Consider the following 21,415-nt stretch of genomic DNA (forward strand, 5'->3'; position numbering starts at 1 on the left):
TCAGAGGTGTACAGAAGGTGGCAGTGAAGCGTTGCAAAGGCGGGGTCAGCCCGCGGTCCGCGTGGTGGGTCCTGGTCCTGGCAGCCAGTCTGGCCGGGTGTGGCGCGAGCCGCACGCCCGAGCAGGTGGTCGCCGAGGCGCGTGCGCAGACCGAGGCCGGCAAGACCGATGAGGCCCTGGTCACGCTCAAGAGCTTCCTGTCCGAGCAGATCGACACGCCGTCGGTGCGCCTGCAGCTGGCCCGCACCATGATCCGCATCGGCGACTGGTCGGGCGCGGTCACCGAGCTGGACAAGCTGGAGCAGGGCGCCTACGAGCGTGACCAGGTCGTGCCGCTGCTGGCCGAGGCGTTGCTGCATGTCGGCCAGGCGTCCAAGGTGCTCGAGCGTCACGCGACGACCCGGCTGTCCGATCCCGCGGCGCAGGCCGAACTGCAGATCACGCTGGCCTCGGCCCTGCTGCAGGCCGGGCAAGTGGACAAGGCCGAGGCCTTGCTCCAGCAGGCGATGACGGCGCGACCGGATGCCGCGCGGGGCCTGGTGGTGCAGGCCCGTCTGCTGGCCACGCGCCAGCAGTGGGATGCCGCGCTGGAACGGCTGGAGCAGGCCCGCGCACGGGATCCCAAGCTGGTCGATGGCTGGCAGTTGCGCACGGACATCCTCGCCCGTGGCAAGAATGACCTGCCGGCGGCCATCGAGTCCGCGCGTCAGGTGGTGAGCCTGCAGCCGACGCTGGCGTTCGGCTATGCGGCGCTCATCGACCTGCAGGTGCGTGCCGGCGACATCGCCGCGGCCCGGCAGACCCACCAGAAGATGAGCGAGCAGGCGCCGCGCGATCTGCGCACGCCGCTGGCCGGGGCCCAGCTGGCCTATCTGGGCCAGGACCATGCCCGCGCCCGTGCCGCGATCGAGCTCGTGCTCAAGGCCGCACCCGAGCATCCGACGGCGCTGGTGCTCGACGGCGCGATCAAGCTCGCCCAGGGTGCGCACCGGCTGGCCGAGGCCAGCTTCGCGAAGGCGGCGCGCGTCGCGCCCGGTCTGACCGTCGCCCGCCAGCAGCAGGCTCAGGCCCTGCTGCTGCTGGGCGAATGGAACAAGGCGCAGGGCGTGCTCAAGCCGCTGCTGGCCGAGCGGCCTGACGATCCGGTGTCCGCGTCGTTGATGGCGCAGTCCCTGACCCAGCAGGGCGAGACCACGCAGGCCCAGGTCTGGTACGAGAAGGCGCTGAAGGCGAACCCCGACGACGCCGCGGTGCGCACCGCCCTGGCCATGGCCCGCATCGCCCGCGGCGAGGTCGAGCCCGGCATGGTCGATCTGAGCCGTGTCGCGTCCAAGGATCCGGGCGATACCGCCGATCTGGCCCTGATCAACGCACGCATGGCCCGCGGCCAGTGGGAGCCCGCACTGCAGGCCGTCCGAGCCCTGTCGGCCAAGCTGCCCAAGCGGGCCTACCCGCGCGAGCTCGCGGCCCGCATCCTGATGGCGCGCAACGACGTCAAGGACGCCCGGGTCGAACTGGAGGCCGCGCTGGCCCTGGAGCCCCGCTTCTTCCCGGCCGTATTCCGCCTGGCGTTGCTCGATGTCCGCGACAAGCAGCCGGAGGCGGCGCGCAAGCGGCTGCAGCAGTACGTCGATGCCGACCCGCAGCATGTCGAGGCCCGCATGGCGCTGGTCGATCTCGGCATCTCGCAGCGCTCGCCGCGCGAGACCATCGAGACCCAGCTCAAGGATCTGCTGCGCGCGGAGCCGTCCTACGTGCCGGCCCGGGTCAAGCTGATCCAGCTCTACATGGCGGCCAAGCAGCCCAAGCAGGCCGTGACGGCTGCGCAGGAGGCGCTCGTGGTGGTGCCGGACCGGCCCGACCTGACGGATCTGCTGGGCGCCGCGCACCTGGCGGCCGGCGAGCATTCGCAGGCGGTGTCGGTCTACACCCGGCTGGTCTCGTTGCAGCCGGGCAACCCGCGTCACTACCTGCGCCTGTCCGAGGCCCAGGTCGCCCAGGGTGACAAGGCCGCCGGGCTGGCCACGCTGCGCCGCGCGCTCGATACGGCGGCGCTGGATGTCGAGGTCAACCACCGCTATGCGGTGCTGGCCCGTGCGCTCAAGCAGGACGACAAGGCCCTGGCCACGGCGCGTGAACTGCAGCGCCGCGCGCCGGGCTCACCGGGGGGCCATCTGCTCGAGGCCGAGATGCTGGGTCTGGCCGGGCAGTGGCCCGCCGCGGCCGATGTGCTGCGCAACGGGATCGCCAAGGCGCCACAGGGCGCGCGCGGCCTGTCGATCCGGCTGATCGAGGCCCTGGTCCGCCAGGGCAAGGTGGACCAGGCCGATGCGGTGGCCCAGGGCTGGCTGGCCCGTCACCCGGGCGATGTCGACCTGTCTCAGGCGGTCGGTTCCTTGCTGTTGTCGGTGCGTGCCGATGCACGTGCCGAGGCCTATTTCGCGCAGATCATCAAGCGGCGCCCCGATGACGCCAGTGCGCTGAACAACCTGGCCTGGTTGCTGGCGGTGCAGAACAAGCCGGCCGCGCTCGACTACGCCAGCCGCGCCCTCAAGCTGCAGCCCGAGTCGGTGCCCGTGCTCGACACCTATGCGCAGGCCCTGGCGGCAGCCGGCCGGCTGCCGGACGCCGTCAAGCAGGCGGAGGACGTGGTCCGGCGCCAGCCCGACGCCGCAGGCCTGCACCTGACGCTGGCCAAGCTGCAGGCCCGGGCCGGCCAGTCCGATGCGGCCCGCAAGTCCAGCGAGGAGGCCCTCCGGCTCGCCCAGACCGATGAACTGCGCAACGAGGTCCGCAAGTTCCAGAGCGGGCTCAAGGGCTCGCCATGACCGGGATGGCGGGCGTGCATCCCGCCGGCCGGCACCCGCTGGGTGCGTGGGGCGGCTGGCTCCCGCGAGCCGTGCCGGTCTGGCGGCGGTACGCGCGATGAGCCTGCCGCGGCGCGCATCGGCCGTCCACCGGAGCCATCCCCGGTGAAGGTGCTGCTGCTGGCCGAGTGCGTGACGCTGGCCCATCTGGCCCGGCCGCTGGCGCTGGTCGATCGCTGGCAGACCGAACGCGCGGCCGGTGTGGCGCACGCCGACGTGCAGTGGGTGCTGGCCCGTGACCCCCGCAGCGCGCGCTTCTGCACCGGCTTTCCGGGCGAGCAGGTCGATCTGGCCAGCCTTGATCCGGCCCGCTTCGTCGAGCGCCTCGCCCGCGGCCAGGCGGTCTACCGCGGTGACGAGCTCGACGCCCAGGTGCAGGCTGACCTGGCCCTGTACGCCGATCTGAGGCCGGATCTGGTCATCGGTGACTTCCGGCTGTCGATGGCCGTCAGCGCGCGGCGTGCCGGACTGCCCTGTGCCACGCTCTGCAATGCCTACTGGGTGCCGGGTACGCCGGTGCGTCCGGTCCTGCCCGTCTTGCCCTGGACGTCCTGGGTGCCCCTGTCGCTCGCGCAGCGGCTGTTCGATCGCGTGCAGCCCTGGGCCTTCGCCGCGCATGCCCGGACCTTCCGGGACTGGCGGGCCCGGCAGGGGCTGGATCCCGGGGGGCTCGATCTGCGGGCGGCCTACACCGATGCCGACCGGCGCTGGGTGACCGATGCCGCCGCGTTGTTCCCGGATCTGGGGCAGGACCGCGCGGTGCGGCGCATCGGGCCGCTGACCTGGTCGGCCGGCGGTGTCCCGGACGGCGAGCTCGCGCAACGGCTGCAGGCGGTGGATCCGGCGCCGCTCGTCTACGTGTCGATGGGCAGTTCGGGCCGGGCCGATGTGCTGCCGCTGATCGCCCGGGCCTTGCTGGCCCAGGGGTGCCGGGTGGTGATGTCGTCGGCCGGGCTGGATCCGGCGCGGCTGGGTGTCGACACCACGCGGCTGCACGTCGCGCCCTATGTGCCGGCCCAGGCCGTGATCGACCGGGCGTCGCTCGTGGTCTGCAACGGGGGCAGCCTGTCGGTCTACCAGGCGCTCGATGCCGGGGTGCCGCTGGTCGGCATCGCATCGAACCTCGACCAGTTCCTCAGCATGGCGCCGGTCGTCGCGCGAGGTGCCGGCACGCTGCTGCGTGCCGACCGGCTCACCTTGCCGGCCCTGACACAGGCCGTGCGGCATGGCCTGGAGGCCCCCAGCGGCCCCGGCGGCCCCGGCCAACCCGGATGGCCGCAGGCGGCCCGGACGCTGGCCCGGGCGTTGGCCGCCGAACGGCTGCAACGGCCGGCCGTCCAGACCTTGCTCGACGATCTGGGCCGTTGAGCCGAGGCGCTCCCGGAGGCCGGGAGGCGCGGCAGCCGGCCCTCCGGGCCGTCGATGATCAGAAGTGCAGGCCGCCGACCAGCTGCACCGAGCGGTGCAGCGGCACGATGCCGTACTCGCTGTCGCGGCGTCCGGCGGTCTGCAGCCACTGCAGCGCGGTCGACCAGTCCCCCTGCTCGTAGCGCAGCTCGACCCAGCCCAGGCGGCTGTGGTCGGCCACCGTGTACTTGACCAGGCCGGTCAGGCTCAGGCCGCGCAGTCCCAGGTCCTTGTGGGTGACGTAGGCGAACAGCGCTTCGCGCGTCGCCGGATCCTGGCGGGCGTCGCTGACCGACAGATACGGGAGCACCTGGGTCGTCGTGCTGCTCTGGCGCACGGCGTCACGCCAACCGGCGCCAGCGGGGGCAAAACCGTTGTAGTGCCCTTCGAACGTCACCTGGGTGCCGGCCGGCAGGGTATGGCTGAGACCGGCGACCGCGCGCAGGGCCTGGCGACGCTCGCGCTGCGCGTTCAGGCCGAAGCGGGCGGCCATGTCCGTGTCGCGGCCCCAGGCGGCTTCGCCGTGGACCGTGGTGGCCGGCCCGGCCAGTGCCGAGGCGCTGAGGCCCAGCTGGGCCGCGCGGCCGTCCCTGACGTAACCCGAGAACTGGCCCGAGACGCGTGACGACCAGCGGACGTCGGCCGTGGCCAGCAGCGCGTGACGGGCGTTGGTCGAACCCAGATCGGCGCTCCAGCGCCGGTCCGACGGGGCATCGGCCAGCTTCGGCGCCCAGGCCAGCGACCAGGATCCGTCACGCCACGGACGCTGAACCCGCAGCACCGCGGTGCCCAGCCGGCTGTCGCGGCGCGCGATCGGATCCGGCGAGATCTGCAGGCGCTCGGCATCGGTGCGCAGGAAGTCGGTCGGGTTCCAGCCCCAGGCCGTGCCCTGGCGCAGGTTGACGCGGCCGATCTCCGCACTGCCGGAACCGTCGGCCGCACTCCAGGCCGCATAGAGCTCGCGCAGGCTGTTGGTCCCGCCACTGCCGCCGTCGGCATCCGGCTTGACATGGTCATAACGGTTGGAAAGATGCGCGCGCCACTCCGGCGCCAGACGCCAGCTGCCCCTCAGATCAGCGGTCAGGCGGTGTCCGGTCTCGCTGTCCGCGTCGCGGTAGTTCAGCCGGCTGCCGGCGGCTTCCAGCAGCAGGCGCACGTCCGGGCGGTGGGCACCCGACGGGGCTTCCGCTCCCGCAGACGCCGCGGCCGGGGCGGCGGTGTTCGCGGCAGGAGCCTGTCCAGGGACGCGGGCGGATGGGGTGACCGGCTTGGCCGGCGCGGGCGCCATGGCCGGAGCTTCGAGGCCGAGGGCATCGGTTTCGTCCTCGGCCGTCTGGGCCTGGGCGATCGGCAATTGGCAGGCAAGACCGAGCGCGGCGGCGCCCAGCAGCGGAAACGTGCGGTACGACATGGACAGAGGGAGGGGTATCAGGAGAGAGAGGGTCGGGTCATTGGTCAGCCTGGTAGCGCGGCAGGTAGTCGCGCTGCATCCAGGAGGCCGGCACCTGCCGGGACTGGAACTCGCTGAGCTGGATCAGCGTGACGGACTGCGGATTCAGCCCGTCGATGATCACGGTCTCGGTCGGCCGCTCGGCGCCCAGCTGTGGCTGGTACTTGCGGTAGAAGGCCGTCTTCAGCAGCCGGCCGGACTCGGCGTAGAAGCGGGCCTTGATCGGGGCCCGGCTCTGCGCGTCGATCCACAGCTCGGCCGTGGCATAGGCCGCATCGCCTTCGCTGGCCGTCAGGGCCAGCTTGAGCGTCTGGCGCTTGCGTTTCTCGCCATCGGTGATCTGTTCTTCGCCCGCGAGCGCGGCCCGGTAGTCCTTGGCGAAGTTGACGGTCAGCACGTCGCCGTTGCTGGCCTGGCCGAGCAGGCGCTGCTGGGGTGACAGTCGCACGCTGGCCTTGCTCGACGGGTCGTAGAACCACAGGTCCTGACCCGTCTTCAGCATCAGCTTGCCTGCGTCGCGTGCCGGCTGGATGAAACGCAGCAGCGAGCTGAACTGGCCGTTGCCATCGGTGCGTGCCAGGCTGCTGAGCACGCTGGTGTCGATCAGCTGGCCGCGTTCGAACTCGTTGAGCGTGATCAGCACGCGGAAGGCCTGGCCCGGATTGCGGATGGCATCGCTGGCCGCGAGCAGGTCCTGTGCGGTGTCGGCGTGGGCCCGGCCGGCCGCTCCGCAGGCGAGGGCGCCCAGCGCCAGGGTGCGGACCGCGGCACGGCGGCGGGACAGGGGGGCGAGGGCGAGGTTCATGTGTGTCGCAGGCTTTCCACCACGTTCAGGCGCGCCGCTCGGCGCGACGGCCACCAGGCTGAGACGACTGCGATCAGGATCAGCCCGATCGTCGCTCCAGCCAGCATCCGTGTCTCTCCCCAGACCCGCAGCACCAGCGGCAGCGGCTCCGAGGTCCCCGGCGGCAGCCAGGTCAGCCCCAGGCTGTTGACGAGACCGGCGATCAGGAGCGAGGCGATCAGACCGCCGAAGGCGCCGACGACGCCCAGCAGCGTCCCTTCCATCACGAACAGGTTCTGCACCTGTTGGCGGCGCAGGCCCATCGCGCGCAGCGTCCCGATCTCGACCGTGCGCTCGACCACGGCCGTGTTGACCGTGTTGCTGACGGTGAACAGCACGATCGAGCCGATGAGGGCGAAGATGAAGGTGAAGATGGTGTCGAACAGCGACAGCGTCTGCACGAAATACGGGTTCAGGGTCTGGTAGTCGATCACCGTCAGCGGCTGGTCGAGCTTCAGTCCGTCGATCAGCGCCTGCAGCCGGGCCTGGACCGCCGCCATCGTGTCGGTGTGCTGCAGCTGCACCATGATCGCGGTGGCCCGTGGCGGGCTGCGGCCGTAGATCAGGCGTTGGGCCTGGTCGAGCGACAGCATCACCGCGACGTCGTCGAGCTCCTTGAAGCCCTGCAGTTCAGCGGCCAGCACGGCCAGCGAGGCGACGTTGGGCGTGCCGTTGGCATGGCCCGCGAGCAGTTCGATGCGTGGCGCAGCCTTCGTGCCCCGGCTGTTCTGCGCCCGCGCGCCGTCGCCGGCTTCCAGGTCGCTGAGCTGGGCCAGATCGGCGCCCAGTGCGGTCTTGGCCGCCGATGGGGCGGGCTTGTCGGCCTCGGCCTCACGCCCGGCCGGCTGGCTGGGCTGAGGGCAGTCCGTCAGCGCCAGGGCCTTGCACAGCTGCAGCAGCCGGGCCACGCCCATGCCGATGACCGCGCCATCCGGATGGCGGTCGTCGAGCACGATGGGGGGCGTGTCCAGCGGGATGTCGAACTCGTTCCAGGTCCGCATCGCGTTGACGTCCTTCGGCACGAAGCCGAAGCCGACCACGCTCTTGGACAGACCCTGGTCGAAGTTGCCGGCCACGCCGCTGAACTGCAGCGTGGGCGACATCACCGTGATGCGTTCACGCAGCACGTCGTCGGCGCGGATCGCGTCCATCACCCGGCGGTAGTCCTTGATGCCGTAGGCCGTCGGGTCGCTGCTGCCGAAGACGAAATAGTCCCGGTGCTGGATCTGCAGATGGCCGCCGGCCCGGATGTAGGCCGTCTCCATGCTGGTGGCGATGTTGCGGGCATAGCCGCCGAACAGCAGCGTGGCGATGCTGCCGATGGCCAGCGCGAGCAACGTGGCCAGGGAGCGTCGGCGGTTGCGCAGCAGGTTGCGCGCCGCCAGGGACCAGGAGTTCATCATGCCGTGGACAGACGGGAGGACGGAGCGGAGGCCTCGCCCGGCAGGGTGCGGCGGCGGATCTGGCGGATCTGGCCGTCGCGCAGGAAGATCAGGTCGTCGGCGCTGCCGATCAATCCCGGATCATGCGAGGAAAACAGGAAGGAGATGCGGTAGCGCGCCTGCATCTGGCGCATCAGCTGCAGGATGGCGGTGCCGGTCTGGCTGTCGAGGTTGGCGGTCGGCTCGTCGGCGATCACCAGCCGCGGCTTGCGGGCGAGCGCGCGGGCGATGGCCACCCGCTGGCGCTGGCCGCCCGAGAGCTCGCCGGGCTTGTTGCGCGCGCGGTCGGCCAGCCCGACGGCCTTGAGCAGCCGTTCGACCCGCTGCGCGCGGCGGCGCGGCGCCAGGCCGGCCAGCACCAGCGGGTATTCGATGTTCTCGTAGGCGTCGAGCACCGGCAGCAGGTTGAAGTTCTGGAAGATGAAGCCGATGTGCTCGCCGCGGAACGCGGCCAGCGCGTCGTCATCGAGTGATCCGAGATCCTGGCCCGCGACCTGCACCGAGCCCCGGTCGGGCCGGTCGATGCCACCGACCAGGTTCAGCAGCGTGGTCTTGCCGCTGCCCGAGGGGCCGAGCAGCACGGTGAAGGCCGCCGGCCGGATCAGCACGTCGATCCCCCGGATGACCGGGACTTCCACCGCATCGAGTTGATAGGTCTTGAACACGCCCTTGAGTTCGGTGGCGGGTTCGTGGCCGATGCGGGTCGGCATCAGGGACGTCGGCGCTGTGGACATGGGAGAGGGATGCAGTGGCCAGGAGAGGGGCGGGCACGGCCTGCGGGCCCGCGTCGTTCCCGGCTTATCGGGCGCATTGTCCATCCGGTGAAGGCTCTATCCGCTCGATAATCCCGAAGGTCCGTGTCCGAATGGCTGTCGCCCTCGGCGACGGCGGCATGGCCCAGGGCTGGAGATCGAAGAGACATGCAGGCGAACTGGAAGGACTATCTGCTGATCGCGCTGGTGCTGACGCCCGTGTGCGCCGTCGCCCTGGGGCTGGCGGCAGCGCTGGATCTCGGGCTGCGTGCGTGGCTCGGTCCGTGGTCGGTCGCGGTGGCCATCGTGGGTTTCCTGTCGGCCTGGGCGCTGGGCTCGGCCCTCGCGCTGCAGGTGCTGCGCCGCCTGGCGCCCGTGCCGCCCGGCGAGCACGCGCAGACCTCGCGCGAGTTCGCGCGCTGGAAGGCGCTGACGGTCGTCTACCGGCTGGGCCAGGGCGCGCTGTCGCCGCTGCTGCCGTTCTTCCTCGCGCCCTGGCTGTCCCGTCTGTACGGTGCGCGCATGGGCGCTGACGTGGCCGTCGGCGGGCACATCGATGATCCCTATGCGGTCAGCGTCGGCGCCGGGACCGTCATCGGCAACCAGGCGCTGGTGTCGGCCAACGCGCTGCAGGACGGGCGTCTGCTGGTGGCACCGGTGGTCATCGGGCGTGGCGTGACCATCGGCGCCAACGCGATCGTGATGCCGGGCGTGACCATCGGTGACGGCGCGCTGATCGCGGCGGGCGCCTGCGTGATGGCGCACACCCAGGTGCCTGCCGGCGAACAATGGCGAGGCAATCCGGCTCGCAAATGGGTGGCGCTCGGCGCCGTCGGTCGGGCCCCCGCGGCCATCGGCACCGACTGAGTGCTTGTCGAACTTTCTTACAGGCGTTGCGGCCCCCCGTGATCCAGGCCACCTCAACAGTGTGCTAGCCGACTGATTCAGAACGTGTTTTTCCGAGACCGAAGGGAATGGCACGTTGGTTGCTATTAGGGCGCAGGGCAAGCTACACCACAGCAGCTCGTCAATCACACTTCAGGAGTTCTCCATGAAACTGTCCAAGCTTGTGTCGTCGCTGGCTGTTGCGGTCACGATGCTCTCCGGCGCGGCCCACGCTGCTCCGACCATCACCAACAACGACGGCGTGCTGAGCCCGTTCGGTGGTTTCGACTGGGCCCAGGGCTCGGTGGCCTACACCGATGGCTTCACCCCGGTCGTCGGCTCGACCTTCACGCTGTACTACGTCGGCTGGGCCGTCGCGGTCAACGACACCACCGGTGGTTCGCTGTTCACGCCGTTCCTGGACACGAACGCGAATGGCAGCAAGATCGCGACCAACGCCTACGAGTACACGATCTTCGGCTCGATCACCGAGATCGTCGACACCTGCTCGGACGGCGCTGACGGCATCTCCGGCACCGGCGATGACAGCTGCTCGTTCTCGGTCACCGGTGGCAGCTTCAGCGTGTACTACGACACGGCCGCCAACGCCAACCGTTCGAACCTCACCGGCTTCACCGACGGCACGCTGATCGTCGGCGGCACCGTGGACGCCAGCGCCAGCACCCAGACCTTCACCAACGCCACCGGTGGTTCGGTCACGCTGACCGGTACCGTCACGTCGACGAACGGCGCGTACATCAACCCGGCTCTGGTCGGCTCGACCCTGACGTCGACGCTGCAACTGGGTTCCGCCGTCACCAGCTTCGTGGTGCCGACGTACGCCTTCCCGACCAACTCGATCGTGTTCCAGGCCGACGCGAACCAGTCGTTCACCGCCGCCGTTCCGGAACCGGCTTCGCTGCTGCTGGTCGGTGGTGCCCTGCTGGGCCTGGGCGCTGCCCGTCGCCGCGTTGCCAAGCGCTGATCGTCCGTTCCGCTCCGTCGATCACGGCCGCTTCGGTGGCCGTGTTTGAACGGACGGGATCGGAAGGCCTGCCGGAAACCTGGCAGGTCACATGAAAAAGGGAGCCTCGGCTCCCTTTTTTTTGTGCACCCGCCCCGTCGCCGGGTGGCTTGCGCCGTGCCATGGCCGGCGTCCGTCCGTATCGCCCGAGGCTCAGTCCGCCGGGTTCCGGGTCGGGTCGAGCAGCTGGTCCGGCCGCAACCGCCAGGACCTTGGCTGCGTCCGCCCCTCTCCCCGGTGATCGCCGAGCCGGCCCAGCCATACCGTGCGTGCCAGGGGCAGATCGCCGAGCAGGGCCGGGGCCTGGCGCGCCATGGCCTCGGTGCGGCGCCGTATCGAGTCGTCGCGGGTGAACGCCACCCCGTCGCGCAGATAGCGGGTGAAGACCAGCGGCGTGATCGCCGGCTGATGCTGCAGCCCCAGTGCCGTGGCGCCCAGCCACAGGCGCTGCATCTGGCGCCCGGCATCCAGGTGGTCCGCGGCCGTGTGCGGCGGCGTGTCACGCACGATCGCCACCAGTGCCGAACAGGCCACCGTGGGCAGCAGATCCATCTGGAGTCGAGGCAGCACCGTGCCCGCCGCCCAGCGGTTCAGGGCATCCACCCGCCGCCAGTCCTGCAGGGCCCAGCGCATCAACTGACGCGTCAGGCGATCGACGCCGAGCGCGGCATCCGGCACGCCCCAACGGCTGTGGGTGCGCTTCCAGTCAATGATGTCGCGGTGGGTGGCATGGGCCTCGGGCAAGGTCAGGCGGATGCCCGCATTGATCCACAGCAGGCGGGCCAGTCGCCAGCGTGCCGCCAGTCCTTCGAACCACACCAGCTGGTATCCCGGCGCCAGCTGGGCCGCCAGCGCGTGCCGTTCGTCCGCGCGCAGGGGGCGCACGGACATCGGCCGGCGCTGCACGCTGCGTCGACGGATGGTCCAGGTCGGCGGGTCGGCGGGGCCGGGGGCCGCGCCGGATCCGGTCGAGGCGGGGGGCGCCAGCCGCAGCAGCACGTCGTGCCGATCCACCCGGCCGCGGGTCTCGAGGTCGTCGATCGGCGTGCAGTGCAGGGACAGTCCACGCGCACGGGCGGCGATGGCGAGCGTCTCGACCAGCGCGCCCAGCGCCATCCGTGTGGGGATGCCATCCAGGTCGTAGACGCAGTGGGCCCGCGTGTCCTGCACGATCACGCGGACCTGCCGGTCATCGAGGAGGCGGAACCGCCAGGGCTGGGTGTTGTCCCCGCTCGGCGCCCAGCGGGCCAGCGCCAGCAGCTCACGCAGCACGTCGGCGCCGACCGTGCCCGGCGCGGTGCTCATCGGCGGGTCTCCTGTGGGGTCTCGGCGCCGGCGTGCCGGGCCAGGAATCGCCGCCCCAGCGCCAGCTTGATGCGCTGCAGCGGGTTGCGGTTGCCGCCCGGCAGCCAGGTGTGGCGGGCGCGCAATGAATAGGCGTCGATGTGCCAGCCGTGGGGGGCGGCGCGCACCTTGCCGCGGCCCAGCACCAGCTTGAGCACCTCGGTGCCCGCCAGACCCGCGCACAGCTGGCAGGCCATGGCCGTCGACGGGCCGCGCCGTTCGGCGAAGCTGACGCGGCTCGGGTCGACCAGGTAGGCGCGGTGCAGTCCGGCCGGTGCGAGGCCGAGCGCGAAGCGCAGGGCCAGCTCCTGCTCGTCCAGCCCGTCGTGCCAGTCGAAGTACGCGTCGAAGCTGCAGCCTTGCGGCAGGAAGGTCAGCAGGGCGGCGCCCATGCCCAGCGGCGCTACCGTGACGGCCGGGATGCCGCGTGCGCGGCAGGCGGCGAACACGGCACGCCGGGCCTGGAAGGCGAAGAAGTCCAGGCCGTCGACGTAGACGTCGACGCCGTCCAGAAAACGGTCGAGGTTGTCCGGACCGACGCCCTCGGGGAAGGTGGCGATGTCGAGCCCGGGGTTGATGTCCAGTGCCTGGGCCTGCATCACGGCGAGCTTGGACCGATCCAGGGTGGAGACGGCCGCTCCCGCCTGGCGGTTGAAGTTGGCCAGGCTGAAGTGGTCGAAGTCCGACAGCTGGAAGCGGCCGATGCCGAGCCGCGCCAGGGTCAGCAGGTGTACGCCGCCGACGCCGCCCAGGCCCGCGATGGCCACCCGCGCCTCACGCAGGCGCTGCTGTTCGCTCGCGGTCAGCCAACCCAGGTTGCGGGCGAAGGCCTGCTCGTATTGGAAGGAGGGGGCGGTCTCGTGCACGGGCTGGATCCTAAGGCCTGTCAGGCGCGTCCGGTCTTCAGGACTGGGGGCGTGGTGTGTCGGCGTCGACGGCGTCATCGGGGATGTCGGCCATCGGCCGGCCGGCTGGAGTGATCGGCGCGCAGACGCCCGGCCGGGGCGTCGACCGCAGTCGCGGTGACCGGCCGTGACACCGGTCACGGTGGCCTGCCTGCATCCGGGTGGCGCAGCCCGTGCGCCCCCCGGCATGGGTGGGTGGCTGTGACGAATGTAGAGCGGATGCTCGCTTTCCTGGCGCAGCCGCGACGGACAGTCATGGCAGCTATGCCATCATCCCGGGCTGCGCGACAGCCATACCCCCGGCCGAAGGCGGCTCATTCCGCCGGCATTCCCGTGTTCGGGTGGCCCGACGTGCGCCCATTCCAGACCAGTTGGCAGGAACCCACCGTGTCATATTTTTCGCATTTTCTTCGTCGTCCCGGTCATTTCCTGGTTCTGCTGATGGCCGCCTGGCTCACCGGCTGCGCCAGCCCCAGCCCGTATCCGGCGGCGCCGGCCAGCGCCGGCGTGCAGGACTATTCCTACGTCATCGGCGCCGGTGACACGGTCAACATCATCGTCTGGCGCAATCCCGAGCTGTCGATGCTGGTGCCGGTGCGGCCGGACGGCAAGCTGGCCTCGCCGCTGGTCGACGAGGTCGTCGCCCAGGGCAAGACCCCGGTGGCGCTGGCCCGCGAGGTCGAGAAGACGCTGTCGAAGTACGTGCGCGATCCGGTCGTCACCGTCCTGGTGACGAACTTCGTCGGCCCCTACACCGAGCAGATCCGCGTCGTCGGTGAGGCCGCCCGGCCCCAGTTCCTGCCGTACAAGCGCAGCATGACGCTGCTGGACGTGATGATCGCCGTCGGCGGGCTGACCGATTTCGCGGACGGCAACCGTGCCTCCATCCTGCGCACCGGCGAGGGCAATGCCCAGTACAGCGTCCGCGTGAAGGACCTGATCAAGCGCGGAGACGTGGGCGCCAATGTCGAGATGCGCCCGGGTGACATCCTGATCATTCCGCAGAGCATGTTCTGATTCCGGGCGCGCGACCGCGGTGCCGGCCTGCAGGCCGGCCCGGTGGTCGCGTCCGCGCATGGCGCCGTGTCGCGCCTGCGTGGCCCGGCGCCGGCTGCCCGCACGATCCTGCCCGCCCCGCGCGGGACGCCCCGGGCTTCGCCGGCCCCTCTCCTGACCGCAGCACTGTTCGAAGTCGATGGAAGAACTGATCAACCAGCTCAGCGCGATCGCGCGCGGGATGTGGAAGTTTCGCTGGACCGGGTTGATCGTCGCCTGGGTGATGGCGATCGTGGGTGTGGTCGTGGTCTTCAAGATCCCCGACCGCTACGAAGCGTCGGCGCGGATCTTCGTCGACACGCAGTCCATCCTCAAGCCGCTGATGTCCGGCCTGACCGTGCAGCCCAACATCGACCAGCAGGTCGTGATGCTCAGCCGCACGCTGATCAGCCGCCCCAACATCGAGAAGCTGGTGCGCATGGCGGACCTGGATCTCAAGAGCGAGACCAAGGCGCAGCAGGAGCAGCTGATCGAGACGCTGATGGAGACGCTGAAGATCGCCACCACCGGCCGCGACAACCTCTACACCCTGTCCTACGCCGATCCGGACCGTGACAAGGCCAAGCGGGTGATCCAGTCGATGGTCTCGATCTTCGTCGAGTCCAGCCTGGGCGCCAGCCGCAAGGACACCGACTCGGCCAAGGTCTTCCTCGACGAACAGATCAAGTCCTACGAGAGCAAGCTCGAGGAGGCCGAGGCGCGGCTGAAGGACTTCCGCCTGCGCAACATCGACCTGCAGAGCGGCGATGGCAAGGACACGGCCACCCGCCTGGGTGAGCTGAACCAGCAGCTCGAGACGGCCCGCCTGCAGCTGCGCGAGGCCGAGCAGGCCCGCGATGCCGCCCGCAAGCAGCTCGATGCCGAGCGGGGCCGCGATGGTGGCCATGGCGGCGCGGCGCAGAGCGTGCTGCAGGAGGCCGCGCTGAACATCGCCACGCCCGAGCTCGATGCCCGCCTGGACGTGCAGCGCAAGAACCTCGACGCCCTGTTGCAGCGCTACACCGACGCCCATCCGGACGTGGTCGGCACCCGTCGGCTGATCCGCGAGCTCGAGGACCAGAAGAAGCGTGAGATGGCCGAGCTGCGCAAGGCCGCGCTGGCCCAGCCCGCCCCGACACCGGCCATCAGCGGCAACGCCAACCTGGCCGTCCAGGAGCTCTCGCGGGTGCTGGCCACCTCCGAGGTGCAGGTCGCCTCGTTGCGGGCCCGCGTCGCCGAATACCAGAACCGCGTGAACCAGGCCCGTGCGCAATCGCGCACCGCCCCGCAGATCGAGGCCGAGGCGGCGCAACTCAACCGCGATTACGCGATCATCAAGAAGAACTACGAGGACCTGGTGGCCCGCAAGCAGGCGGCCGTGATGTCCGGTGATCTGGACATGGCCTCGGGCGTGGCCGACTTCCGTCTGGTCGATCCGCCGCGGGTCTCGCCCAAGCCGGTGTCGCCCAACCGCCTGCTGCTGCTGCCGGCCGCGCTGGTGGTCGCGCTCTTCGCCGGTGTGTTGACGGCCTTCGTCGGCAACCAGCTGCGCCCGGTCTTCCACGAGGCCAACGAGCTGCGACTGGCCACGGGCCTGCCGCTGCTGGGCGTGGTCTCGGCCGTGCTGACCGAGGACTCGATGAAGCGCGAGCGCAGCGACCGCATGCGCTTCTACCTCGGCGTGGGTCTGTTGTTCGCGGTCTTCCTGGTGGCGATGGTCACCGTCTCGATCCTCTCGGCACGCATGGTGGGTTAAGCAGATGAGCAGTCTGATCGAACAGGCAGCACAGCGACTGGCGCAGCTGCGCGCCGCCGGGGTCGAGATTCCCGGCGAGGACACGCCGACGATGGTGCCGCCGCACCCGATGGCCCGGCCGGCCCCGGTCGACGACATCGCCGACCTGGATCTGGACCTGGACCGGGTCTCCGCCCCCGCGGTGCCGATGCCGCCGCCCGCCGCCGCGCCGGTGTCCAAGCTGGTCGAGTTCGACCTGCCGGCGTTGATCGAGGCCGGCTATCTGGTGCCCAGCGCCCCGCGCTCGCACATGGCCGACCAGTACCGCGTGATCAAGCGTCCGCTGATCGCCAACGCGATCTCGCTCGACGACGTGCGCGTGCGCCACGCCAACCTGATCATGGTGACGAGCGCGCTGCCCGGCGAGGGCAAGAGCTTCACCGCGATCAACCTGGCGATGAGCATCGCCGCCGAGCTCGACCACACCGTGATGCTGGTCGATGCCGACGTGGCCCGTCCGTCGGTGCTCAAGAAGCTGGGTCTGCCCGAGGCGCGCGGCCTGCTCGACCTGCTGGAAGGCAAGGCCGAGATGAGCGAGGTGCTGATGCGCACCAACATCGACAAGCTGACGCTGCTGCCCAGCGGGCGGCCGCATCCGAAGGCGACCGAGCTGCTCGCCTCCGAGGCGATGCACCAGCTGCTCGAGGACATGGCCACCCGCTACCCGGACCGGATCATCATCTTCGATTCGCCGCCGCTGCTGCTGACCACCGAATCGCGCGTGCTGGCCACGCACATGGGCCAGGTGGTGATGGTGGTGCATGCCGGCAAGACGCTGCAGGCCGACGTGAACAACGCCCTGGCCACGATCGAGACCTGCCCGCTGCGCATGGTGCTGCTCAACCAGGCCCGCCATGGCAACCGCGGCTCCTACGGCTACGGATATGGCTACGGCTATGGCTACGGCTACGGCTATGGCAGTGACGAGCAGCGTCCGGCGGACGGCGGTGCCGCGGTGCCGGCCGAGACCGCGACGGCCGGCGGCCGGGCGGACTGAGATGCGGCGCCGTCCGTCGATGCTGCAGGCCCGCGCTCCGCGTGGGGTGCTGGCGGTGGCCCTGGCCACCGCGGCCCTGGCGGCCTCCGCCCAGCAGGCCGCACCGGCCGGGGGCTGGCGTCTGCAGCCTTACGTCAGTGCCGAGCAGACCGTCACCAGCAACCACGATGTCTCGGCCCAGGGTGAGGCCGATGCCGTCACCCGGCTGACCGCCGGCAGCGGCCTGCAGGCCCGCTCGGCCCATTGGCTGGGGCAGGGCGATCTGAACGTCAAGCGCGTGCAGTACGCACGCCATGCCCGCAAGAGCGAGTGGCAGCTCGGCGTCAAGGGCCAGCTCACCGGCCGGGCCTACGACGATCGCCTGACGCTGGAAACCGGTCTGGATGTCTCCCGCCGCGCGTTGTCCGCGCTCGGTCCGACGCTGGCCTCGCCCGACAGCGCCAGCAGCAATGTCGCGCGCACCACGCAATGGCACCTCGCGCCCCAGTGGCGCAGCCGCCTGGGGGGCGATCTGCGCCTGAGCGCGAAGCTGGGCCTCGACGGCGTGCGCGTGCAGGGCCAGCCCGATGGCAACCAGGTCGTGCGCAGCGCCCAGATCGCGCTGAATCCGGCCACCGAGCGACGCCTGGGCTGGCAGACGCTGGCCAGCGTGCAGCGCATCGACGAACAGATCGGCCGTGACACCGGCTCCGACCGCCTGCAGGGCGTCGCGACCTGGGTCGTCGAGCCGGCCGAGTGGCAGCTGCAGGGCCGCGTGGGTCGCGAGTGGAGCGATGTCTCCACCGCCGACCGCCGCGCCTATGCCACCTGGGGCATCGGCACCCGCTGGACGCCGGGGCCGCGCACCTTGATGGATGCGCAGTGGGAGCGCCGCAGCTTCGGCAACACCTATGCGGTCGAGCTGTCGCACCGCCTGCCGCGCACCGCCTTCAAGCTGCAGCTGACGCGCAACCTGAGCAGCTCCGACTACGCCAACACCGGTCAGACCTCGACCGCCTACCAGCTGTTCGACCAGCTGCTGCGGTCGAGCATCAGCGACCCGCTGCAGCGTCAAGCCGCCGTGCTGGCCCTGCTGGGCAACCGGCCGATCAACGCGCCGGTCGATGCCGACTGGCTGGGCTCGGCCACCACCGTGCAGCAGCGCGGCGCGTTCTCCGTCGCCTGGCGTGGCGTGCGGCAGACCGCGACGCTGACGCTGGGCAGCACCCGCACCGAGCGCGTCGATCCGCTGGCCCAGCTGATCGACCTGCTGGCCCAGGCCACCCGCGTGCGGCGCAACGACCTGGCCGTCGACCTCGAACACGCGCTGACGCCGCAGGCCTCGCTGCTGTTCGGGCTGTCGGCCGTCGACACCCGCGGCGAGCTGGCCAGCCAGCGCGCACGCGAGCAGCTCGCCTCGCTGCGCCTGAACGCCAAGCTCGGTCCTGACGTCACGACCTCGCTCGGCCTGCGCCTCGGCCGCTACCACATGCAGGCCACCGACTACGACGAGACCGCCCTGACGGCGTCCCTGGCCGCGAAGTTCTGACCATGTACGAATCGTTCTACGGCCTGAGCAACAAGCCGTTCCAGCTCAATCCCGACCCGTCCTTCTACTTCGGCAGCAAGCAGCACCGCCGGGCCAAGGCCTACCTGGACTACGGCGTCTCGCGCAACGAGGGCTTCATCGTCATCACCGGCGAGATCGGTGCCGGCAAGACGACCATCCTGCGCACGCTGATCGAGAGCCTGCACGGCTCCAACGTGGTGGTCGGCCATCTGGTGACCACCCAGCTGGGCGCCGAGGACACGCTGCGCATGGTCGGCGCGTCCTTCGGCTTCAAGGTCAAGGACGTGCCCAAGAGCGAGCTGCTGATCACGCTCGAGGCCTTCCTGATCAGCCAGACCAGCAAGGGCAAGCGCTGCCTGCTGATCGTCGACGAGGCGCAGAACCTGACGCCGCGCGCGGTCGAGGAGCTGCGCATGCTGTCGAACTTCCAGTTCGGCAACCAGGCCCTGCTGCAGAGTTTCCTGGTCGGCCAGCCGGAGTTCCGCGAGATCCTGCAGCGGCCCGAGATGGAGCAGTTCCGTCAGCGCGTGGCGGCCACCTGCCACATCGGCCCGCTCGACCGCGACGAGACCCAGCACTACATCGAGCACCGTCTGAAGTGCGCGGGCGCCGCCGGCAAGCCCAGCTTCGAGGACGGTGTCTTCGACAGCATCTTCAAGGCCAGCGGCGGCATTCCGCGGCGCATCAACACCCTCTGTGACCGCCTGCTGCTGGCCGGCTTCCTGGCCGGCAAGACCCATCTGGAGGTCGCCGACGCCCAGGAGGTGGTCAAGGAGTTCGCGCAGGAATCCGAGGTGCCCAGCCGTCCGGTGACCGCAGCCGAGCCGGCGCGTGAAGGCCTGGCGGCGACGGCTCCGTTGACCACCGCCGGCGCGCTGGACGTCGATCTGTCGCGGCTGCAGCTGGAGCCCGCGGCGGCCGACACCATGAGCCGCCAGATCAGCCGCCTGTCGTCCGAGCAGCGGGCCGACCAGCTGCAGCGCCTGGAGCGCGGGCTGCACCGTCTTGAGCGCAGCAACCTGCAGGTGCTGGCCCTGTTGCAGCAGCTGGTGCAGGCCGTGCGGCGGCAGGGACCGGGCGGCGCGGCGCTGTCCGAGCCCATGCCGCTGGCCGCGCCGACACCGCCCAACGGCTCGACCGAGGAGCAGGACAAGTGAGCGGCGCCACCGCTACGCCGGCCCCCGGCGCGGCCATGCCGATCGTCAACGCGATGACCATCGACGTCGAGGACTGGTTCCAGGTCTCGGCGATGGCCCCGTACATCGCGCGCAAGGACTGGGACGCCTGCGACTGCCGGGTCGAGGCCAATGTCGAGCGCCTGCTCGGGCTGCTGCAGCGCCACGACACCCGGGCCACCTTCTTCACGCTGGGCTGGGTCGCCGAGCGTTACCCCCATCTGGTGCGGCGCATCGTCGAGCAGGGGCACGAGCTGGCCAGTCACGGCTACGGCCACCAGCGCGCCAGCGAGCTGACGCCGGTGCAGCTGCGCGAGGACCTGATCCGGGCCAAGGGCCTGCTCGAAGACCTGGGCGGCGTGCCGGTGCGCGGCTACCGGGCGCCCAGCTTCTCGATCGGCCACGGCAATCTGTGGGCCTTCGACGTGCTGCGCGAGACCGGCCACACCTACAGCTCCAGCATCTATCCGATCCGCCATGACCACTACGGCATGCCGGATGCGCCGCGCTTCGCGCACCGGCGCGACAACGGTCTGCTCGAGGTGCCGGTGACCACGGTGCGGGTCGGAAGCCGCAACCTGCCGTCCTCGGGCGGCGGCTGGTTCCGGCTGTTCCCTTACGCCCTGACACAGTGGATGATCCGCCGCGTCAACCGGGAGGATGCGCAGCCGGCCATCTTCTATTTCCACCCGTGGGAAATCGATCACGGGCAGCCCCGCGTTCCGGGCATCGATCGGAAGACCCGCTTCCGCCACTATGTGAACATCGCGCGCACCGAGCGGCGGCTCGATGCCCTGCTGCGCGACTTCCGATGGGGTCGCATGGACGACATCTTCCTCGGGCAGTCTGCCCGACTGCGTCGCGACTGAAACCTGGGTTACCCGTGATCGAGATCAAACGCCTGGGCTGGCAGGACCGTGCCGCCGGCTCGCGCTGGGACGCGTTCGTCCTCGCCTGTCCGCAGGCCACCTTCTTCCATCGTGCCGGTTGGCAGCGTGTGCTGCATCAGGTGTTCCGCCACCCCACGTACTTCCTGTACGCGGAAGAGGGCGGCCGCATCCGGGGTGTGCTGCCGCTGGCCGAGGTCAAGAGCCGGCTGTTCGGCCATGCGCTGGTCAGCCTGCCCTTCGTCGTCTATGCCGGTGTGGCCGCCGACGACACGGCTGCGGCCGACGCGCTGGAGGCCGAAGCCTGCCGCATCGCCCAGCAGCTCGGCGTGCAGCATCTGGAGATGCGCAACGTCGACCGTCGGCACGACGACTGGCCGTTGCAGGACCTCTACGTCACCTTCCGCAAGCCGATCCTGCCGGATGTCGAGGCCAACCTGAACGCCATCCCGCGCAAGCAGCGCGCGATGGTGCGCAAGGGCATCAAGAACGGCCTGACCAGCACGATGGATCCTGACGTCGAGCGTTTCTTCGCGCTCTACGCGGACAACGTGCACCGGCACGGCACGCCGGCGCTGCCCAAGCGCTGGTTCCAGGCCCTGCGCGACGAGTTCGGCGCCGACTGTGACGTGCTGACCGTCTGCAGCGCCGAAGGCGTGCCGCTGACCTCGGTGCTGAGCTTCTACTTCCGTGGCGAGGTGCTGGCCTACTACGCCGGCGACGACGAGCGCGCACGGGATCTGGCGGCCAACGACTTCAAGTACTGGGAACTGCTGCGCCGCTCCTGCGAGCGCGGGCTGACGCTGTTCGACTACGGCCGCAGCAAGATCGGCACCGGCCCGTACCACTTCAAGAAGAACTGGGGCTTCGAGCCGCAGCCGCTGAACTACGAGTACCAGCTCTACAAGCGCGATGCGGTGCCCCAGAACAACCCCAACAACGCCAAGTACAAGCTGCTGATCCAGGCCTGGCGCAAGCTGCCGATCGGCGTGGCCAATCGTCTCGGCCCCTATCTGGTGCGCAGCCTGGGCTGAGGCCCGGGTGTCCGCACGATCGA

The 21,415-nt window shown here is 70.4% G+C and carries 16 protein-coding genes and 1 pseudogene; 11 read left to right on the forward strand and 6 right to left on the reverse strand.

The features are described from left to right. The first annotated feature begins 17 nt into the window (after positions 1 to 17). On the forward strand, positions 18 to 2,828 hold the full coding sequence (gene prsT, locus AACH11_RS00185; RefSeq protein WP_341372173.1) for an XrtA/PEP-CTERM system TPR-repeat protein PrsT: 2,811 nt from the start codon (positions 18 to 20) through the stop codon (positions 2,826 to 2,828). A 144-nt stretch (positions 2,829 to 2,972) separates the two neighbouring features. Next, positions 2,973 to 4,235, forward strand: coding sequence for a glycosyltransferase (locus AACH11_RS00190; protein ID WP_341372174.1), 1,263 nt, complete (start codon positions 2,973 to 2,975; stop codon positions 4,233 to 4,235). Positions 4,236 to 4,293: 58 nt separating this feature from the next. On the opposite strand, the gene AACH11_RS00195 is transcribed toward AACH11_RS00190, so the two are convergent. The 4 genes from AACH11_RS00195 to AACH11_RS00210 are packed head-to-tail and all read right to left on the reverse strand — an operon-like array spanning position 4,294 to position 8,720. Then, entirely contained in the window at positions 4,294 to 5,685 is a 1,392-nt protein-coding gene (locus AACH11_RS00195; RefSeq protein ID WP_341372175.1) for a hypothetical protein, read from the reverse strand. 37 nt (positions 5,686 to 5,722) lie between these two features. Further along, on the reverse strand, positions 5,723 to 6,529 hold the full coding sequence (locus AACH11_RS00200; protein WP_341372176.1) for an outer membrane lipoprotein-sorting protein: 807 nt from the start codon (positions 6,527 to 6,529) through the stop codon (positions 5,723 to 5,725). Then, positions 6,526 to 7,968: an ABC transporter permease gene (locus AACH11_RS00205; RefSeq protein ID WP_341372177.1), complete on the reverse strand. Its 1,443-nt coding sequence runs from the start codon at positions 7,966 to 7,968 to the stop codon at positions 6,526 to 6,528. The genes AACH11_RS00200 and AACH11_RS00205 overlap by 4 nt, the downstream gene beginning before the upstream one ends. Beyond that, on the reverse strand, positions 7,968 to 8,720 hold the full coding sequence (locus AACH11_RS00210; RefSeq protein WP_341372251.1) for an ABC transporter ATP-binding protein: 753 nt from the start codon (positions 8,718 to 8,720) through the stop codon (positions 7,968 to 7,970). Before AACH11_RS00210 ends, AACH11_RS00205 begins: the two co-directional genes overlap by 1 nt. Before the next feature lie 705 nt (positions 8,721 to 9,425). Here AACH11_RS00210 and AACH11_RS24785 point away from each other — a divergent pair. Next, positions 9,426 to 9,518: pseudogene (locus AACH11_RS24785) on the forward strand (DapH/DapD/GlmU-related protein); the annotation flags it as partial. Between the two features lie 295 nt (positions 9,519 to 9,813). Further along, positions 9,814 to 10,632: a flocculation-associated PEP-CTERM protein PepA gene (gene pepA / locus AACH11_RS00220; protein WP_341372179.1), complete on the forward strand. Its 819-nt coding sequence runs from the start codon at positions 9,814 to 9,816 to the stop codon at positions 10,630 to 10,632. A 192-nt stretch (positions 10,633 to 10,824) separates the two neighbouring features. Here pepA and AACH11_RS00225 read toward each other — a convergent pair whose 3' ends face one another. Then, the gene (locus AACH11_RS00225) at positions 10,825 to 11,976 is read right to left on the reverse strand and encodes a nitroreductase family protein (protein ID WP_341372180.1); all 1,152 of its coding nucleotides are present in this window, start codon (positions 11,974 to 11,976) and stop codon (positions 10,825 to 10,827) included. After that, on the reverse strand, positions 11,973 to 12,881 hold the full coding sequence (locus tag AACH11_RS00230) for a ThiF family adenylyltransferase (protein WP_341372181.1): 909 nt from the start codon (positions 12,879 to 12,881) through the stop codon (positions 11,973 to 11,975). Before AACH11_RS00230 ends, AACH11_RS00225 begins: the two co-directional genes overlap by 4 nt. 480 nt (positions 12,882 to 13,361) lie before the next feature. Between AACH11_RS00230 and AACH11_RS00235 the strand changes: the two genes are divergently transcribed. From AACH11_RS00235 to AACH11_RS00265, 7 genes are all read left to right on the forward strand, one after another. Then, on the forward strand, positions 13,362 to 13,937 hold the full coding sequence (locus AACH11_RS00235; RefSeq protein ID WP_341372182.1) for an XrtA/PEP-CTERM system exopolysaccharide export protein: 576 nt from the start codon (positions 13,362 to 13,364) through the stop codon (positions 13,935 to 13,937). Positions 13,938 to 14,115: 178 nt separating this feature from the next. Further along, a complete protein-coding gene (locus AACH11_RS00240) occupies positions 14,116 to 15,711 on the forward strand; it encodes an XrtA system polysaccharide chain length determinant (RefSeq protein WP_341372183.1) in 1,596 nt (531 codons plus the stop codon). Between the two features lie 4 nt (positions 15,712 to 15,715). Beyond that, positions 15,716 to 16,747 (forward strand): XrtA-associated tyrosine autokinase, encoded by a 1,032-nt coding sequence (locus AACH11_RS00245; protein ID WP_341372184.1) that lies wholly within the window; start codon positions 15,716 to 15,718, stop codon positions 16,745 to 16,747. Position 16,748: 1 nt separating this feature from the next. Beyond that, positions 16,749 to 18,275: a TIGR03016 family PEP-CTERM system-associated outer membrane protein gene (locus AACH11_RS00250; protein WP_341372185.1), complete on the forward strand. Its 1,527-nt coding sequence runs from the start codon at positions 16,749 to 16,751 to the stop codon at positions 18,273 to 18,275. A 2-nt stretch (positions 18,276 to 18,277) separates the two neighbouring features. Then, complete coding sequence (locus AACH11_RS00255; protein WP_341372186.1) at positions 18,278 to 19,453, forward strand: XrtA/PEP-CTERM system-associated ATPase; 1,176 nt, start codon at positions 18,278 to 18,280, stop codon at positions 19,451 to 19,453. A 35-nt stretch (positions 19,454 to 19,488) separates the two neighbouring features. After that, positions 19,489 to 20,340: an XrtA system polysaccharide deacetylase gene (locus AACH11_RS00260; RefSeq protein WP_341372252.1), complete on the forward strand. Its 852-nt coding sequence runs from the start codon at positions 19,489 to 19,491 to the stop codon at positions 20,338 to 20,340. Between the two features lie 14 nt (positions 20,341 to 20,354). After that, the gene (locus AACH11_RS00265; protein ID WP_341372187.1) at positions 20,355 to 21,392 is read left to right on the forward strand and encodes a FemAB family XrtA/PEP-CTERM system-associated protein; all 1,038 of its coding nucleotides are present in this window, start codon (positions 20,355 to 20,357) and stop codon (positions 21,390 to 21,392) included. The last annotated feature ends 23 nt before the right edge of the window (positions 21,393 to 21,415 follow it).

The sequence above is a fragment of the Pseudaquabacterium rugosum genome (assembly GCF_038066575.1).
GTDB lineage: Bacteria > Pseudomonadota > Gammaproteobacteria > Burkholderiales > Burkholderiaceae_C > Pseudaquabacterium > Pseudaquabacterium rugosum.

Excerpts from the sequence above, each read along its gene's own strand:
- AACH11_RS00210 (WP_341372251.1), bottom strand. The coding sequence starts at position 8,720 with ATGCCGACCCGCATCGGCCACGAACCCGCCACCGAACTCAAGGGCGTG.
- AACH11_RS00240 (WP_341372183.1), top strand. The coding sequence starts at position 14,116 with ATGGAAGAACTGATCAACCAGCTCAGCGCGATCGCGCGCGGGATGTGG.
- AACH11_RS00260 (WP_341372252.1), top strand. The coding sequence starts at position 19,489 with ATGCCGATCGTCAACGCGATGACCATCGACGTCGAGGACTGGTTCCAG.
- AACH11_RS00255 (WP_341372186.1), top strand. The coding sequence starts at position 18,278 with ATGTACGAATCGTTCTACGGCCTGAGCAACAAGCCGTTCCAGCTCAAT.
- AACH11_RS00245 (WP_341372184.1), top strand. The coding sequence starts at position 15,716 with ATGAGCAGTCTGATCGAACAGGCAGCACAGCGACTGGCGCAGCTGCGC.
- AACH11_RS00225 (WP_341372180.1), bottom strand. The coding sequence starts at position 11,976 with ATGAGCACCGCGCCGGGCACGGTCGGCGCCGACGTGCTGCGTGAGCTG.
- AACH11_RS00200 (WP_341372176.1), bottom strand. The coding sequence starts at position 6,529 with ATGAACCTCGCCCTCGCCCCCCTGTCCCGCCGCCGTGCCGCGGTCCGC.
- AACH11_RS00195 (WP_341372175.1), bottom strand. The coding sequence starts at position 5,685 with ATGTCGTACCGCACGTTTCCGCTGCTGGGCGCCGCCGCGCTCGGTCTT.
- pepA (WP_341372179.1), top strand. The coding sequence starts at position 9,814 with ATGAAACTGTCCAAGCTTGTGTCGTCGCTGGCTGTTGCGGTCACGATG.
- AACH11_RS00235 (WP_341372182.1), top strand. The coding sequence starts at position 13,362 with ATGGCCGCCTGGCTCACCGGCTGCGCCAGCCCCAGCCCGTATCCGGCG.
- AACH11_RS00250 (WP_341372185.1), top strand. The coding sequence starts at position 16,749 with ATGCGGCGCCGTCCGTCGATGCTGCAGGCCCGCGCTCCGCGTGGGGTG.
- AACH11_RS00205 (WP_341372177.1), bottom strand. The coding sequence starts at position 7,968 with ATGAACTCCTGGTCCCTGGCGGCGCGCAACCTGCTGCGCAACCGCCGA.